Source organism: Deltaproteobacteria bacterium (genome assembly GCA_016219225.1).
Lineage (GTDB): Bacteria > Desulfobacterota > RBG-13-43-22 > RBG-13-43-22 > RBG-13-43-22 > RBG-13-43-22.
Genome location: JACRBX010000271.1, coordinates 1 through 15,113 on the forward strand (window position 1 = coordinate 1; position 15,113 = coordinate 15,113).

Consider the following 15,113-nt stretch of genomic DNA (forward strand, 5'->3'; position numbering starts at 1 on the left):
CTCCCGGTCTCCCCATTGATAAAATATTCCCATCCCGGGTCCGTATTATAACCATATGATTCCATAAATAAAATATTATTCTCCCCCCCCTTAACCGTCTATAGCCTGACCATTGTCAAAAAAGGAATTTCCTATACTATTAAATTATCTCCTCGATAAATTATCCGAGCGATTCCTAAAACAACAGCACTTCCACCCATTCCCCTTTTTCCAGACCTTCACAGTTCTGATCAATCTTGATAATCCCGTCGGCCCGGACCATGGTGGAGATAAGCCCTGATTTTCCCAGGATGGGCGTGGCCTCCCAGCCGGTCTCTTTTTCCTGAATGGAAACCCGGATATAATCTTCCCGTCCCTGGGCCGAAGCGATATTTCTGGTCAATCGGGCCTTCCCCTTTGGGATGGGCCTTAAGGCCTTTTCCCCTTCCAATTGATGTAAACAGGGTTTGACGAAGATGGAGAAGATAACCATGGCCGAAGCGGTATGACCCGGCAGGCCCCAAAGGATTTTGTTGCCGACACGGGCCAGGAGGGTCGGTTTACCGGGACTGATGGATATACCGTGGGCCAGGATATCGGCCCCTGGGAAGCTGTGAATGACCTCCAGGGTGAAATCCCGGGTCCCTACCGAACTCCCGCCTGAGATCAGGATCACATCGGCCAGGTCCAATCCTTTCCGGCAAAGGGTCTCCAGATCCTTAACATGGTCTTTGGTCCGGCCTAAAAATTCCGGTACGGCGCCGGCCTCGGCTGCCAGGGCCTGAACCGTGACGGCATTGATGTCCCGAATAAACCCGGGGGCGGGGTGTTTTTCGACAGGCACAATTTCATCCCCGGTAGAAATAATAGCGACTCTGGGCTGTTGATAGACCGGTAATTCCAGTATCCCCAAGCCGGCCAGCAAACCAAGGTCTTGAGGCCGAAGACGCCGGCCGGCCGTCAGGACAGGGTGCCCTTTTTTGACGTCCTCTCCTACCTGAATGATATGATCCAAAGGAGAGACCGGTTTAAAGATCTCTATGGTCTGGTGGTCGAGGGTTTGGGAATGCTCGATCATGGCTATAGCATCGGCTCCGGGGGGCAGCATCCCGCCGGTGGCGATCCGGAAACAATGCCCGGATTCAACGGGCGTCAATATCTCCTGGCCCATGGCCACCTCTCCGGACAGGGTCAGCCAGGCCGGGACGGCTTCCGAGGCCCCAAAGGTATCCCTGGCCCGCACGGCATAGCCGTCCATGGTGGCCCTGGGGAAATGGGGAAGGTCCTCCGGAGAGAGGATGTCCCCGGCCAGGACCCGCCCAAGACCTTCGTTTAAGCGGACCATTCCCCGGCTAAGACATGAAAAAGTCTCAATAATTTGAAAAATTTCTTTGGAGGTTTTGACCTTGAAGAATGGTTTCATAAAATCAACGGAATCCTTTGAAAAAATTTTATCGGTTGACACCAATTCTTATTAGCATTATTATGTAAAAAATGACATAGTATTGCAACAGAAAAACCTAAAAACCTGACCATGCTTCTGGACCCCTACAACCGCCGTCTTAATTACCTCCGGATCTCCCTGACCGACCGCTGCAACCTGCGCTGTGTCTATTGTATGCCGGAACAGGGGGTCCCGAAATTTATTCATGAGGATATCCTGAGTTATGAAGAATTGTTAAGGCTGGCCCGGTTGAGTGTCCGGTTAGGGATTGAAAAAATCCGCCTCACCGGCGGGGAACCCCTGGTCCGGAAAAACCTTCTGAATTTCATTGCTTCTTTAAGGGAAATACCCGGCATACGGGATATCAGCCTGACCACCAATGGCGTCCTGTTAGCCCAGCAGGCCCAGGCCTTATGGGAGGCCGGAGTCAAAAGGATCAATATCAGCCTGGACACCCTGGTGGCAAAAAAATATGCCGAAATTACCCGATTCGATTTTTTTGACCAGGTTTGGAAGGGGATTCAAGAGGCCGAACGGATCGGTTTTTCACCGATCAAAATCAATGTGGTGGCCCTGAAGGGGATCAACGACGATGAAATCCTGTCTTTCGGCCGATTGTCTTATGAAAAACCCTACCATATCCGCTTTATTGAATTTATGCCGGTGGGTCAGGAAAACGGCTGGAAGACCGAACGGTTTCTCTCCTCGGAAGAAACCTTAACCCAATTACAGGAGTTGGGACCTCTTTTCCCGGTTAATGGCCATGGTCTGGATGGTCCGGCCAAACGGATGGCCTATGCCGGGGCCCGGGGGGAAATCGGTTTGATCAGCCCCATCAGTGAACATTTCTGTCCCACCTGTAACCGCCTGCGCCTGACGGCTGAAGGCTTGCTGAGGGTCTGTATCTTTTCCGATACCGAGAGCGATTTGCGAACGCCCCTGCGCCAGGGGGCTTCGGATGAGGTCCTGGAGGCCGTCATCAAGGAGGCCATCACCCGAAAACCCAAAGAGCACCCCGTTGAGTTGAGCCCCCTGCCTCGAAAATGCCAGCGTCAGATGTCAAAAATCGGGGGGTAATTCTTGCATGTTTTTCTCCCATATCATCGCCGAAAGAAAAATCCAGGAAGCCATCCGGAACGGGGAGCTGGACAACCTGCCAGGAAAAGGAAAACCCCTGCAACTGGAGGATGACAGCGGCATTCCCGAAGACCTGCGGCTGGCCTACAAGATATTAAAAAACGCCGATTGTTTGCCTCCGGAAGTGGAACTCAAAAAGGAGATTGTACGCTTACGGGATCTGTTGGAAGGTATTGAAGATGTGGATGAGAAATACCGCCTGATGAAAAAGCTCAACTTCCAGATCATGAAACTGAACACGATGCGCCCTGTTTCCCCGCTGCTCGAAGAAAATCAGGTTTATTACGAAAAGGTAGTGGAACACCTTTCCCCAAAACCCTCGGATAAAAAGCAAGGGTAGTATCCCCCTCCAATCCTCGGGACTACCGGTTGGTGCCGGTGGACCATACCGGGATTACCGGTCTATAAATGACCACATTCCCGTCATCCTGAACGGCCAGAAAGGCCCCGGGATTGCCCGGGGTATTAGATGCCCACACCGGATCATGGGAATGCCCGTATAACACCAGATTCCCATCCCTTTGCATGACGCATTCCCTGACCTCCCGGCCGGCGGTCCCGGAGGCCCACAAGGGTTTGCCACTGCGATAAAGGACTAAATTGCCGTCTTTCTGGCAGGACAGTTGGAAATCTCCGCCAGGAGCCCAAATGGATTCTCCCGAAAAAAGGCGGGCACCAGAAGGAAGTATGCCGTTGGGGTTATGCCTGTGCTTTCGCAGACAATCCGTACCAATGCCCCGGTGGCAAGCCGCATCCCCTGAAAAATCAGCCTGGCCAAGATCAGTCCACATCAAAGAAATAAGAACCACTACGGATACGAGAAGAGATCGCATGGTATGCCTCCTTTTAAAGTTAAATTAGGACGCAGATTTTCGCCGATTCCCGCAGATAATTTTCTTTTTTTCAATATCCTGGCAATCTGCGTTCATCTGCGTCCAAAAAGCAAATTCCTATACTATTAAATTAACCAAATCATGGTTCTCCAAACCCACTCAGTTGATGAAGGGCGGAAAGGGTCCGGATAGCCTTCTCCGGTGTAGGAAAGACAGAGACTCCGTGGTCTTCCAACCATTGCAGGGTTTCATGGGTTCCCGGCTCCATGCCGGCCACCCAAAGGGCCAGGGGCTTGCCCAGAGCAGGTGCCCGGTGAAACAGCTCAAAAAGCTCTTTGGGCAAAAACAGGATGTGTTCGGGAAGCTGGATGTGCAGGGCATCAACGTTTTCGTCCTCGCTCATGGCGGTAATCAGCGTTTCGTAAACCCGGATAGGGTTGTTAAACTGCAGGGCAACGCCGAGGTCGAAGGGGTTGGCGGATATTTCCCAGGGGGGGAAGATCGGCTTCAGTTTCTTTAGAGTCTTTTCATTCGCCTTGGCCATCTTCAGGCCCTCCTGCTGAACGAGGTCCGTCATGACGACCGCTTCCCCTCCCGGGAGGGTGGCCACGGCGATGCGGCCTCCCTTGAGAGTGAGAGGGCCGAAGCGCTCCAGTGCCCTTACGGTATAAAAGAAATCCTCGATGGTATAGGCCCGGATAGCCCCGCACTGCTTCAGCAGTCTGTCAAAGACCTTATCGTTACCTGTCACCAGGACACCGGTATGGGAAGCAGCGGCTTTCGCTCCTTCCTCGGTGCGGCCTGATTTAAGCACCACCACGCGCTTGCCCAGGGTCGAGGCTTGATGGATGAGATCCAGAAACTTGCGCCCCTCCCCTTCGATGCTCTCCAGGTGGAGGCCGATGACCCGGGTCATGGGGTCCAAGACGAGGTAGGACAGGGCATCCACCTCATTCAGATCCATTTTGTTGCCAAGATCGATAAGCTTGTTCAGATGCAGGTTGAAGGCCGAAAACAACCAGCGGAGGCGCGGTTCGTAAAGGCCGGACTGGAAGATCAGGGAGAGACCGCCCGTCTTGAGCCGTTCGATGGGGTGGAAGCTGATGGCGAAGTTGTGACGGGGATTGATAGGGCTGAGTGCATTGGGGCCCATAGCCCACCCCCCGCTCTTCCGCACCAGTTCGAGCATCTGGTTCTGTATTTTTCTTCCTTCCTCCCCGGTCTCGGAAAAGCCGCCGGCGACCAGAACCACCCTCCTGATGCCCTTTGCAATGCATTCCTGGAGGATCTTAGGGGTCTGGGCATAAGAAACAGCGATCACGGCCAGGTCGACGCACTCCTTGATGCTCGTGACACTCGGGTAAGCTTTTACCCCGAGGATCTCCTTTTCCGTTGGGTGTACCGGATACATCCTGCCCTGGTAGCCGAGCTTGACCTGATTGGCGACCAGATTGTAACTCGGCCTCATGGGGTTGTTCGAGGCACCTATCAGGGCTACGCTTTCCGGATAAAAAAACTTGTGGAGAAAGTGATCGGTCAGGTCTCCCATGTTCCGTCCCTCCCTGAGAGCGTCTCTTTTTTCAACTCCCTTAAAATGTAAAGCAATTTCTGCATGAAGGTCCTCTTCCTTTTTAAATAAGACTGATTTCTGACAACCAGTTTTGGGCTGTTCGGATTTGTGTCCCGTCCGGATAGGTCTTTTCCCTGTTTAATTCCTTGACCAACTGAATCTTCCTGACCGCGTTAAAATGCTTTCCAAAGAAAGAAAAGTTGGGGCTTCTGTTCGAATCACTCCATTTGACCTCGATCATGAGTGCGGGTTGTTCATTTTGGGTAATCAGGAAATCTATTCCCCTTCCATCCTTGTCTTTTAAATAAAAGAGATCCCACTGCTCACCCAGGCAATCTTCCCTGAAATGTATTTCTTTCAACACTGAACAGGCCACAAGATTTTCCAGTTTTACTCCGGTATCTCCCGAGACCTGGCCGTTATCATAAAAATAATATTTCGGTGACTTGAGAATGGCCCTGGAAATATTCTTATGAAAAGGGAGAACCCTGAAAACCACATACATGGATTCCAATATGGTCAGCCATCTCTTGATCGTCTTGTCGGAACATTGAAGGTCTCCGGCAAGGCTGCTGTATGAGATAGGACTTCCAACCCTTTTCTTCAACAACTGTATCAGGGTTTCTATGGATGTAATCTGCCGGACATTTTCAAGATCAATAAGATCCTGTTTCAGAATGATATCCAGGTGACTCCTTTTCCAGCGATTATAATAGGTCTCGTCACCCTCAAGATAAGGCTCTGGAAATCCGCCTATCTTTAACAGTTTATCGAGTTCATCCTTCAGTTTTTGGGGATGAAGGATTTGTTTGATTTCTTTCAGATCAAGGGGATGAAGCCTGAATTGAAAAAACCTGCCGGCGAGAGAGTCGCCGACTTGTTTATAGGTATCAAGCTTGGCGCTGCCGGTCACGATGATTGAAGGCGGGATCTTTTCAGTATCATAGATGCCTTTGAGCCATGATTTCCAGTTTTTTAATTTATGGAGTTCATCAAAAATAACCAGGTCCTTGGATCGATCCCAAGATTTCTCGATCAGGCTCAGACGATGCTCGGCATTGTCATAATTAAAATAGTCGAAATTCGCCTTAAGCATTTTTGCCAGGGTGGTTTTCCCTGTCTGCCTTGGGCCGGTAAGCAGGACGATCTTTTTCTTCAGATCTTTCTGAATATATTTTTCCAAAGTTCTCTTCATGGCGACTATTCTAACCTGCATTCCGAAAAAGTCAAGACTTTTCCGGAATACGAACCGAAAAAGTCAATAAACTAAAAAGGCATCAGGGTAGAATCTTTTTATATCCGAGACACAGACTGTTCATTTATCTCTTTACAGTGCCTGTAATAACATGAAGAAACTTAAAGGAACTGAGTTTAAACATACTGGCTATCGGCGTCGGACGGCAAAAAATTCCCGGTAGTAATTTTCCCCGAGGGGGTCGTCAAAAAGAAAATGATAACGCCCCTGATCAAAATTCCGGACTTTCCCGGATCACTCGTCCCCCTCCGCCCCTTGCTTTCCCCCCCTTCACTTTCAGGCAGCAAGTCTAATAATTTCTCCAAAAAGTAAAGTCACTTCAATAGTTATCTCAAAGTGAAGGGGGAGCAGGCCTCTATTTCTCCTTGACCCGGTTTTTTTCTTATCCTATACTCTACCCAATAAATAACAACCTTTTATCAAATAAATGCTACTAATTTCAGACCCGCGGGAAAAAGGAGAAAACCACAATGGCTCAAATGACCGAACGTATGCAAAAACTATTCGAAAAAGTCCCTAACGTGGTGTTGTCGACGGCAACCGTAGACGGCAGCCCCAACAGTGTTCCGGTGGGATCAAAAAAAATCATCGACAGCGAGACCATACTTATATCCAACCAATTCCTGAATAAAACCCTGGCCAATCTGAAGGCCAATCCCAAGGTGGCCGTGACCTTTTGGGAGGGCGTAGAAGGATACCAGTTAAAGGGCACCGTTACCATCGAAACGACCGGGCAACGCTATGAAGAGACAGCCCGATGGATCGAAGATTTGGGCAATAAACTCGGGTTCCCCCTTAAATCCAAGGGGGCGCTTATTGTAAACATTGAAGAGATTTATGGGGTCTCTCCGGGCCCGGGTGCCGGCAGGCAATTAGCCTGAGGGCGATGAACCTCTCGTATCCACCGGATCGTGTCAATATATTTAAAGTTTCCTAAAAAACGAAACGGAGGCCAGGCGATGGAACAACCAGGAGATGGATTGATTCTGTTTTGTAAAAAGGAGTGTGCCACCTGCGCGATGATCGTGCCGGTCATGAAAGAACTGAGCCAAGGGGGAAGGAGCCTGACCATCTATACCCAGGATGACCCTGGGTTTCCGGAGGGACTACCGGGTGTCATCAACGATACGACGCTGGAACAATCCTACCATTTCCAAATTGAGACGGTCCCCACCTTGATTCTTATGGAAAAGGGTCGGGAAACCGGAAGGACCGTCGGTTGGGACCGGGAGGAATGGCGCGCCATGACCGGGATCAAAGGACTGGGGGAAGGGCTGCCCCTTTTTCGTCCGGGTTGCGGCTCCAAGAATGTCGAACCCGGTATTGTGGAGGAATTGGCTGTCCGCTTTGGAGGGGTCCATCTAACATCGCGGCGCATAGTGTCGCCGCCTTTGGAAGACGAGATGGAAACCTGTTTTGCCCATGGATGGACCGACGGGTTGCCGGTTGTGCCTCCGACCGAAGTCCGTCTGGTGCGCATGCTTGAGGGAACCACACGGTCTCCGGACGAACGGATTGGAACCATTCCTCCCAACCAGGCGGCCTGTACCGTGGAGAAAGCGGCCATCAATGCCGTCATGGCCGGATGTAAACCGGAGTACCTGCCGGTGGTTCTGGCGGCCGTGGAAGCCGCCTGTTTGGATGCCTTCTGTTTGCACGGTCTCCTGGCCACAACTTATTTTTCCGGTCCGGTGGTGATCGTCAACGGCCCCATTTCCAGGGCCATTGGAATGAATTCCGGTGTCAACGCCCTCGGGCAGGGGAATCGGGCCAATGCCACGATCGGCCGGGCCCTCCAATTGGTGGTCCGAAATGTAGGTGGGGGAAGGCCGGGCGAGATCGACCGGGCCGTCCTGGGCAATCCCGGTAAGTATACTTTTTGTTTCGCCGAGGACGAGTCGGGCTCTCCCTGGGAATCCCTTTCCGTGGAACGGGGGTATCCGGAGGGGACCTCCACGGTGACCCTTTTCGCCGGAGACGGGGTGCAGGCAGTGGTTGACCAGCTTTCCAGAACACCCGAATCCCTGGCCCGGACCTTTGCCTGGTGCCTGCGGACCGTGGCCCACCCCAAGATCCCCATGGCCGCCGACGCCATTTTGGTGGTATCCCCGGAACACGGCCGGATCTTTCAACAGGCCGGCTGGACCAAGTCCAGGCTCAAGGAGGAACTGGACACCCTGCTTCAAATTCCCGGCAAAGAGCTGGTGCGGGGGGCCCAGGGCATTGCCGAGGGTATCCCTGAGGAAATGAAGGAGTTGACCTTGCCCAAATTCCGGCCCGGGGGTCTTACCCTGGTTCATGCCGGGGGAACGGCCGGCCGGTTTTCGGCCATTATCGGCGGCTGGCTGGCCAGCGGACCAAGAGGAAGCCAACCCGTAACCAAGGAGATTCGATCATGAGGCAAACCACCTTTTTACTGGACCCCACGGCCGAACGTTCGCCGGAGATGCGGGAACAGTTAAGACGTCCCGGGGATCTGAAGGGGATCACCATCGGGTTGTTGAATATCTCCAAACCCCGGGGAGACATTTTTTTGGACGAAGTGGAGAAGCAACTTACCGGACAAGGCCTGAAAGTCAGGCGGTATCAAAAACCGACCTTCGCCAGAGTGGCTCCGCTGGAACTTAAACAAGAGATCCGGTCCCAATGTGAGGTGGTGATCGAAGCGCTTGCCGATTGAGGGTCCTGCACGTCATGCAGTGTGCATGACATCGTTGATCTGGAGGGTCGGGGAGTGGTCGGGGTTTATGTGGCCTCAGCAGAATTTAAGGAGGCGGCGGAGTCTCAGGCACGGGCCCTCGGCTATGATCCGGCAGCCGTGTATGTGCCCCATCCCATTCAGGATAGAACGGATGATGAAATGAGGGCCATCGCCCGGGAGGCCCTGGGAGAAATATTGAAAGCGATCGGGGGAAAGCAGGTCCCTTAAAAGGAACAGGTCCCCCTTTTTGACGGAACGGCAGCCATCCCAGCACATATCTTCCAATGACCGTCAACCTTGTGTTCAGGATGGGTTTAAAGGGATGTCAGAATCAGATCCGCGCAGAGCATGGCGCTTCGGGCGGCGCTGTTGATGGCCAGACCCCGTCCCTGATAGGTGTCTCCGGCGAAGTACAGGTTGGGTATTCCCGGGGCTTGCAGCCCGGGCTTGAAATTACCCACCAGTCCCGGCTGCCGGGCCAGACCGTCGCAACCGTCCACGTAATAGGGAAGCTTCCATTCCACCTTCGCTTCGATTCCCGGAAACATTTCTTTTAAGTCTTCCCAAAGCAAATTCAGCAACTGCTCCCGTTGAAATTTATCAGAGGCCTGGGCATGCTCCACCACAATGTCCGTATGGAGCACCTGTTTCCCTGGAGGGGCGACCCGGTTAGAAAAATTGGAGGCCGGGAAACCCTGGAAAGGGAAACCGGCGTGTTTTGTTTTAAGGGCCGTGAGAAAGCAGCGTTTTTGCGGATCCACCACAGGCTCGGATAAGCCGAGCATAAAACCGATCAGTCCGGTGATTTCATGCTGGATGTCGGTGATGCGCTTAAGCCACCAACGGGGAAGAGGACTGGATTCGGAATTGAAGTCGATGATCCGGGAAAGTTTGTAGATCGGCAGGGCGCAGACCACCCGGTCGGCATAAAGGGTTTCCGTTTCCAGCATGCGGTATTCTTCCTGATAGGGGTGCTTTTTTACCGGAATGCGGACGCCAACGGCCTTCTTGTTTTCCACAACCACTTCCTGCACATCACAATTGAGCCGAATCTCGCCGCCCTTTTCTTTGATGACTTCGACCAGACCCCGGGTGATCCCCTCCAGACCATCTGTCGGATAGCTGGCCTGGAGTACCTGGCGGGTTTTTCGAAGATTTTCCCTGGCGATGTAAAGCACCTCTCCTGCCGCCATATCAATGGCTCGTGGTATGGTGGTCATGATCATTCCCAGATCGGTAAAAAGCTCCCGCACGGCCGGCTGAGGCACCTTTTCCATCAGCCATTCCTCCAGGGAGCGGTTATCCCAGGCCTCGATTTCCCTATCCGACATCCCGGAGATCCCGGTCAACATATCGGCAAAGGCCTTTTTGTCTTCTTTGGTCATGGGCACCAGTTCGGCCACATTGATAAACCGCTCACCATTCCAAATATCCACGGTTTGGCTGAAGGGTGCCCATTCCACCGTCTTTCCGACCCGGGCGTTCAGCTCTGTGCAACTGGCCTTTTCCCCTAATTCCACCATGTGCAAACCGATATCGATCCGCCATCCCTTGGCCGGATAACCGTCATAGCTCATCATCCGGCCGCCGACCAGGGGAAAACGGTCCAGGGCCAAAACCCGTAACCCCGCTTCCTTGGCCGTAATGGCCGCCACACCCAGGCCGGCAATACCGGCACCGATCACAATGACATCATAGGGTTTAGTACATTTCACGGATAAGGTCCTTGAATCGTTGGTTGACATATTTCCTCTTCAGCTTCATAGTGGCCGTCAACTCCGGGTCATCGCTGGTCAATTCGATATCGATGAGACGGAAATCTTTCAGGGTTTCCACCTGGGCCAGGGTCTTGTTGACTTTGTTGACCTCCTTTTGAATGAGGTCCCGTATGTCTTCATTATGACAGAGGCTTTTATAAGTCGTAAAGGGGATCCGGTTGTCCTGGGCATACTGGGTGACATTTTCCTTGTCGATCATGATCAGGGCCGTCAGATATTTCCGGCCGTCTCCGATGACCACCGCATCGTTGATATAGGGGCTGAATTTTAACTTGTTTTCAATGAATTGCGGGGTGACATTTTTCCCGCCGGAGGTAATGATAATGTCCTTCTTGCGATCGGTGATGACCAGATTACCCTCTTCATCGAACCGGCCGACGTCTCCGGAATGGAGCCATCCATCGACAATGGTTTCCCGGGTTAAATCCGGGGCCTTCAGATAACCCTGAAATACATGGACCCCTTTCACCAGGATTTCACCATCGTCGGCAATTTTCACCTCAGTTTCCGGAATAGGTTTCCCGACCGTTCCCAGCCTGATATCCTCCCCCTGATGAATGGAAGTTGGACCGGTGACCTCGGTCTGTCCATAAACCTCCCGGATGGACAGTCCCACGGCGTGAAAGAACCTGAGGATATCAGGGGAAATAGGTGCCCCGCCGGAGATCATATACCGGGCCCGTTCCAGACCCAGGAGGCGTTTTAGATTCCGGAACACCAGAAAGTGGGCCAGAGCGTATTGGATCTTGAGAAAAGCCGGCCAGGGCTGGTGATCCAATTTAAGGCCCGAGGCCTTTTGCCCTACAAGGACCGCCCAGGCAAAAACCTTTTTTTCCAGCCAGGTGCATTCCTGCATCCGGAGGATGATCTGGGAATAGAATTTCTCCCAGATCCGGGGCACGGCAAAAAAAGAATGAGGGGAGATCTCCCGTAAATCCTCGGGAACCGTCTCCAGGTTTTCGGCGAAGTTGATGACATAGCCGTTGGTCATGGCCGCAAAGGTCGTACTGTTTCTTTCGGCCACGTGACAAAGGGGGAGATAGGACAGGATTTCATCCCCTTCATAAGCCGTGTTGGACTTCACCAGGGCCTGGTTGGTCCAGGTGACGTTCCGGTGGGAGATCATCGCCCCCTTAGGGGGTCCGGTGGTGCCGGAGGTATAGACGATCAAGGCCGTATCTTCCGGCTGCACCTGGGGCCAAAGCTGATCGAACCGCTCCGGATCCTTCCGGCTTTCTGCTTCCCCCAGGACCAGGAAATCCTCAAAACTCACCACCAGCGTATCCTTGAGATTGCGGAGCCCCTCCATATCATAGACAATCACCTTCTCTAAAAGGGGAAGCTGGGCCCTGGCCAGAAGCACCTTGTCGATCTGTTCTTCATCTTCGACAAAAAATACCCTGGATTCGGAATGATTGAGGATGTAGGCTATCTCCTCCGAGGAATTGGTCGTATAGATGCCCACGGTAATACCTCCGAGGCATTGGGTGGCGATGTCACAATACAACCATTCCTTGTTATTACCGCTGATAATTGAAACGCACTGGCCTTTTTTTACCCCCAGGGCCAGCAGACCCATGGCGACCAGGCGCACATTTTCCCGGTATTGATTCCAGGAAATCTCCTTCCAAACGCCCAGCACCTTTTCGCGCATGGCCACCTGGTCTTGGAAACGCTTCACCTGGGCATGAAACAGCTTGGGCACCGTATTAAGCGAAGGGTCCGGGGAAGATTGGTTTGGCATAGAACTCCTCTTGAAATTAAAAAATGGATCCATTTCCAAAAAGTGTCGGCGCTGATAGAAGGATTCAAGGGGTCAAGGATTCGAGGATTCAAGCGAAACCCCAAACCCTATAAAAAATAAGATTAAACTAAGCCCAATGCGCTAACCATATGGTATTTTTCGCTTGACCCCTGGAATCCTTGAATCCTCGACCCCTTCCCCTCAACTAATCCGGGATCTTCGAAAATACCCATCCCGGCGTGATGGCATGCCAATCCCCTTCCTTGGCCTGAAACACTTTAACCGAATGTCCGCCGGCCCTTAAGTTCGGCCCCCAGGTAATGGGAGCCATGATGCCGTTATCGTATTTATTGAACCCCTCCAGGGCCTTGATCAGCCCTTGTCGGGTCAGATCTTTGCCAGCCCGCTTGAGCCCCTCCACCAGGGTGATGGCCGCCTGGTAGCCATAAATATTGTAGGAGTTTTCCAGAGTAGCCGTCTTGTACTTGGCGCAGTTTTTCTCGAACAACTGAACGGCCGGCGTCTTATCGCGGTAGGGATCGATCATGATATTGGTGGCATAGACCTTATTGTTATAGGTCAGGGCATCCCCGGCCAATTCCAGCACCTTTTTGTTCACCGAGGGGTTAGCATAAAAATAGGTCGGTTTGTATTGCAGGCGTTGGGCCTCTTTCATCAAGATGGCCGGTTCCCGGACCAGGGCCCAGATCAGGCAATGGGTGATCCCGCCCTCCTTACACTTGGCCATCTGGGAGCTGAAGTCGACCGCCCCTCTTTTGTAAGGCAGTTCCAATACCTCCAGACCATAATATTTGGCCCCCTGACGTACCCCGTTTCGCCAATCATGACCGGGCGTGTCATCCTGATAGATACAGGCGATCTTAGGCTTTTTTTCACCCATTTTTTCCACAATATATTCCAGGGCCAACTTACCCTGGGCCGTGTAGTGTGTATCGGCTAAAAACAGAAACTTGCGTGGAGGCACCCCCATATCCTGGTTCTGGGTAGCCGGGGTAACGATGGGAATACCGTCGGCTTCCATCAGGGGATACATGGCATTGACCTGGGCCGACCCCAGGATCATGAACATACTGAAAACCTTGTCCCGGGTGATCAATTTTTTTGCGCCCTGAACGGCCCGGGGTGGTTGATAACCGTCATCTTCCATCAGGAAATTTATTTTGCGGCCATATATACCACCCTGGTCGTTAATATACTGAAAATAGAGCTTGGCGCCGTCCGTGACCCCTTTGCCCATGAAGGCAATAGGCCCTGAGAGATCCGTGGTCGTGCCGATCTTGATCTCGGTGTTGGATACCCCGTCTTCCGCATAACTGAAACACACACTCAGGACCAATAAACAGGCTATGGCCATGACTGCCGTTAATTTTTTCTTTTGTAAGATCATTTTTCTCCTCCCCTTGTGATGTGGTGGTAAATGATGAACTCCGGAATATTTTTCCCCTTCACCTCTCCCTAATCCTCAAACCTTATTACTTCTTCAATCCTTATTTTCTTTTTATGCTCACCTCCATTGCTTCTTTTTCTTCCACCGCCTCGCCCCCCGGACCCCCTCTTCCCGCATCCCCAGATAGAATTCCTGGACATCCTCGTTCTCCCGGAGGCGCTCGGTGGTATCGTCCATGACAATACGGCCCACTTCCAGAATATATCCATGCCGGGCTACGGAAAGGGCCATGCGGGCATTCTGCTCGACCAATAATATAGTCGTCCCGTCTTCGGCATTGATGCGTTTAATGATGCCGAATAATTCTTTAACCATAAAAGGGGCCAGCCCCAAAGAAGGCTCATCCAGAAGCAGGAGCTTGGGGCGGGAGGCCAAGGCCCGGCCGATTACCAGCATTTGTTGTTCCCCGCCGCTCAAGGTATAGGCCAGGCGGTCTTTCCGTTGCTCCAGGATGGGGAAATAACCAAAAATCCTTTGGATGTCTTTTTCAATCTCCTTGTGGTCCTTACGAATAAAAGCGCCCATCATCAAATTTTTATAAACCGAAAGATCGGGGAAGACTTCCCGCCCCTCGGGAACCTGGGATATACCTTTTTTGACGATTTCTTCCGGCTCCAGGCCCTGGATCTCCTTTTCCTCAAAGAGCACCTTTCCTTTATCCGGTTCGATCAGACCGGAGATGGTCCTGAGGATGGTGGTTTTCCCGGCCCCATTAGCCCCCAGTATGGTGACCATGGACCCTTTTTCCATTTTAAAGGAAATGCCTTTGGCCACACTGACCGGCCCATAGGAGACTTCGATATTTCTTAATTCCAGGATGGGCATAGTATTTTAACAACACTCCGTCTGAAAATAGTTCTCTCACATTTTATTGTTGCGGGTACGGCAGTTCGTTGCTGGTTGCTGGTTAAAACGAGTAACCAGAAACAAGTAACGGGTAAACTTTAAATTTCTTGGGCTAATTTTCTTCCCCTAAATAGGCCTTGACCACCTCCGGGTCCTTGACCACCTCCGTAGGACGGCCATAGGCCAGGACCTGGCCGTAATTAAGGGCCGTGACCCGGTCGCAGACATCGACCACCAGACGCATATCGTGCTCTACAAGGATAATGGTAATCCCCAAATCCATTTTGATATCTTCAATCCAAAAGGCCAGGTCCTGAGTCTCCTCCATGTTGAGACCCGAAGAAGGTTCATCCAGCAG

The 15,113-nt window shown here is 52.1% G+C and carries 15 protein-coding genes; 6 read left to right on the forward strand and 9 right to left on the reverse strand.

Translation table 11 applies throughout. From position 1 onward, the window contains the following. Window positions 1-175: 175 nt before the first annotated feature. Complete coding sequence (locus HY879_22450; GenBank protein ID MBI5606105.1) at window positions 176-1,402, reverse strand: molybdopterin molybdotransferase MoeA; 1,227 nt, start codon at window positions 1,400-1,402, stop codon at window positions 176-178. A gap of 111 nt (window positions 1,403-1,513) precedes the next feature. On the opposite strand from HY879_22450, the gene moaA reads away from it, so the two are divergent. Both moaA and HY879_22460 read left to right on the forward strand, forming a co-directional pair. Beyond that, window positions 1,514-2,500 carry a GTP 3',8-cyclase MoaA gene (moaA, locus tag HY879_22455; GenBank protein MBI5606106.1) on the forward strand — a complete coding sequence of 329 codons (987 nt, stop codon included), beginning with the start codon at window positions 1,514-1,516 and terminating at the stop codon, window positions 2,498-2,500. Window positions 2,501-2,507: 7 nt separating this feature from the next. Next, window positions 2,508-2,900 carry a DUF1992 domain-containing protein gene (locus HY879_22460; GenBank protein ID MBI5606107.1) on the forward strand — a complete coding sequence of 131 codons (393 nt, stop codon included), beginning with the start codon at window positions 2,508-2,510 and terminating at the stop codon, window positions 2,898-2,900. Between the two features lie 22 nt (window positions 2,901-2,922). Here the strand turns inward: HY879_22460 and HY879_22465 are convergent, their stop codons facing one another. From HY879_22465 to HY879_22475, 3 genes are all read right to left on the reverse strand, one after another. Next, window positions 2,923-3,279 carry a lectin gene (locus tag HY879_22465; GenBank protein MBI5606108.1) on the reverse strand — a complete coding sequence of 119 codons (357 nt, stop codon included), beginning with the start codon at window positions 3,277-3,279 and terminating at the stop codon, window positions 2,923-2,925. A gap of 253 nt (window positions 3,280-3,532) precedes the next feature. Next, a complete protein-coding gene (locus HY879_22470) occupies window positions 3,533-4,942 on the reverse strand; it encodes a CoA-binding protein (protein ID MBI5606109.1) in 1,410 nt (469 codons plus the stop codon). A gap of 82 nt (window positions 4,943-5,024) precedes the next feature. Further along, on the reverse strand, window positions 5,025-6,158 hold the full coding sequence (locus tag HY879_22475) for an ATP-binding protein (protein ID MBI5606110.1): 1,134 nt from the start codon (window positions 6,156-6,158) through the stop codon (window positions 5,025-5,027). Between the two features lie 530 nt (window positions 6,159-6,688). On the opposite strand from HY879_22475, the gene HY879_22480 reads away from it, so the two are divergent. From HY879_22480 to HY879_22495, 4 genes are all read left to right on the forward strand, one after another. Further along, window positions 6,689-7,099: a pyridoxamine 5'-phosphate oxidase family protein gene (locus tag HY879_22480; protein MBI5606111.1), complete on the forward strand. Its 411-nt coding sequence runs from the start codon at window positions 6,689-6,691 to the stop codon at window positions 7,097-7,099. 78 nt (window positions 7,100-7,177) lie between these two features. Next, window positions 7,178-8,617, forward strand: coding sequence for a thioredoxin family protein (locus HY879_22485; protein MBI5606112.1), 1,440 nt, complete (start codon window positions 7,178-7,180; stop codon window positions 8,615-8,617). After that, complete coding sequence (locus HY879_22490) at window positions 8,614-8,898, forward strand: hypothetical protein (GenBank protein ID MBI5606113.1); 285 nt, start codon at window positions 8,614-8,616, stop codon at window positions 8,896-8,898. Before HY879_22485 ends, HY879_22490 begins: the two co-directional genes overlap by 4 nt. A 21-nt stretch (window positions 8,899-8,919) precedes the next feature. Beyond that, window positions 8,920-9,147, forward strand: a complete 228-nt coding sequence (locus HY879_22495) for a hypothetical protein (protein ID MBI5606114.1) — start codon at window positions 8,920-8,922, stop codon at window positions 9,145-9,147. An 86-nt stretch (window positions 9,148-9,233) separates the two neighbouring features. On the opposite strand, the gene HY879_22500 is transcribed toward HY879_22495, so the two are convergent. From HY879_22500 to HY879_22520, 5 genes are all read right to left on the reverse strand, one after another. Then, complete coding sequence (locus HY879_22500; protein ID MBI5606115.1) at window positions 9,234-10,664, reverse strand: NAD(P)/FAD-dependent oxidoreductase; 1,431 nt, start codon at window positions 10,662-10,664, stop codon at window positions 9,234-9,236. Next, complete coding sequence (locus HY879_22505) at window positions 10,621-12,441, reverse strand: AMP-binding protein (protein MBI5606116.1); 1,821 nt, start codon at window positions 12,439-12,441, stop codon at window positions 10,621-10,623. Before HY879_22505 ends, HY879_22500 begins: the two co-directional genes overlap by 44 nt. Before the next feature lie 205 nt (window positions 12,442-12,646). Then, window positions 12,647-13,849, reverse strand: coding sequence for an ABC transporter substrate-binding protein (locus HY879_22510; protein MBI5606117.1), 1,203 nt, complete (start codon window positions 13,847-13,849; stop codon window positions 12,647-12,649). Window positions 13,850-13,966: 117 nt separating this feature from the next. Further along, a complete protein-coding gene (locus HY879_22515; GenBank protein ID MBI5606118.1) occupies window positions 13,967-14,734 on the reverse strand; it encodes an ABC transporter ATP-binding protein in 768 nt (255 codons plus the stop codon). A gap of 133 nt (window positions 14,735-14,867) precedes the next feature. Further along, on the reverse strand, window positions 14,868-15,113 hold a 246-nt coding region (locus HY879_22520), incomplete at its 5' end, for an ABC transporter ATP-binding protein (GenBank protein MBI5606119.1).

Bases quoted from the DNA above. Each gene is read 5' to 3' on its own strand.
- HY879_22450 (MBI5606105.1), bottom strand. From the start codon at position 1,402: ATGAAACCATTCTTCAAGGTCAAAACCTCCAAAGAAATTTTTCAAATT.
- moaA (MBI5606106.1), top strand. From the start codon at position 1,514: ATGCTTCTGGACCCCTACAACCGCCGTCTTAATTACCTCCGGATCTCC.
- HY879_22460 (MBI5606107.1), top strand. From the start codon at position 2,508: ATGTTTTTCTCCCATATCATCGCCGAAAGAAAAATCCAGGAAGCCATC.
- HY879_22470 (MBI5606109.1), bottom strand. From the start codon at position 4,942: ATGGGAGACCTGACCGATCACTTTCTCCACAAGTTTTTTTATCCGGAA.
- HY879_22475 (MBI5606110.1), bottom strand. From the start codon at position 6,158: ATGAAGAGAACTTTGGAAAAATATATTCAGAAAGATCTGAAGAAAAAG.
- HY879_22480 (MBI5606111.1), top strand. From the start codon at position 6,689: ATGGCTCAAATGACCGAACGTATGCAAAAACTATTCGAAAAAGTCCCT.
- HY879_22485 (MBI5606112.1), top strand. From the start codon at position 7,178: ATGGAACAACCAGGAGATGGATTGATTCTGTTTTGTAAAAAGGAGTGT.
- HY879_22490 (MBI5606113.1), top strand. From the start codon at position 8,614: ATGAGGCAAACCACCTTTTTACTGGACCCCACGGCCGAACGTTCGCCG.
- HY879_22500 (MBI5606115.1), bottom strand. From the start codon at position 10,664: ATGTCAACCAACGATTCAAGGACCTTATCCGTGAAATGTACTAAACCC.
- HY879_22505 (MBI5606116.1), bottom strand. From the start codon at position 12,441: ATGCCAAACCAATCTTCCCCGGACCCTTCGCTTAATACGGTGCCCAAG.
- HY879_22510 (MBI5606117.1), bottom strand. From the start codon at position 13,849: ATGATCTTACAAAAGAAAAAATTAACGGCAGTCATGGCCATAGCCTGT.
- HY879_22515 (MBI5606118.1), bottom strand. From the start codon at position 14,734: ATGCCCATCCTGGAATTAAGAAATATCGAAGTCTCCTATGGGCCGGTC.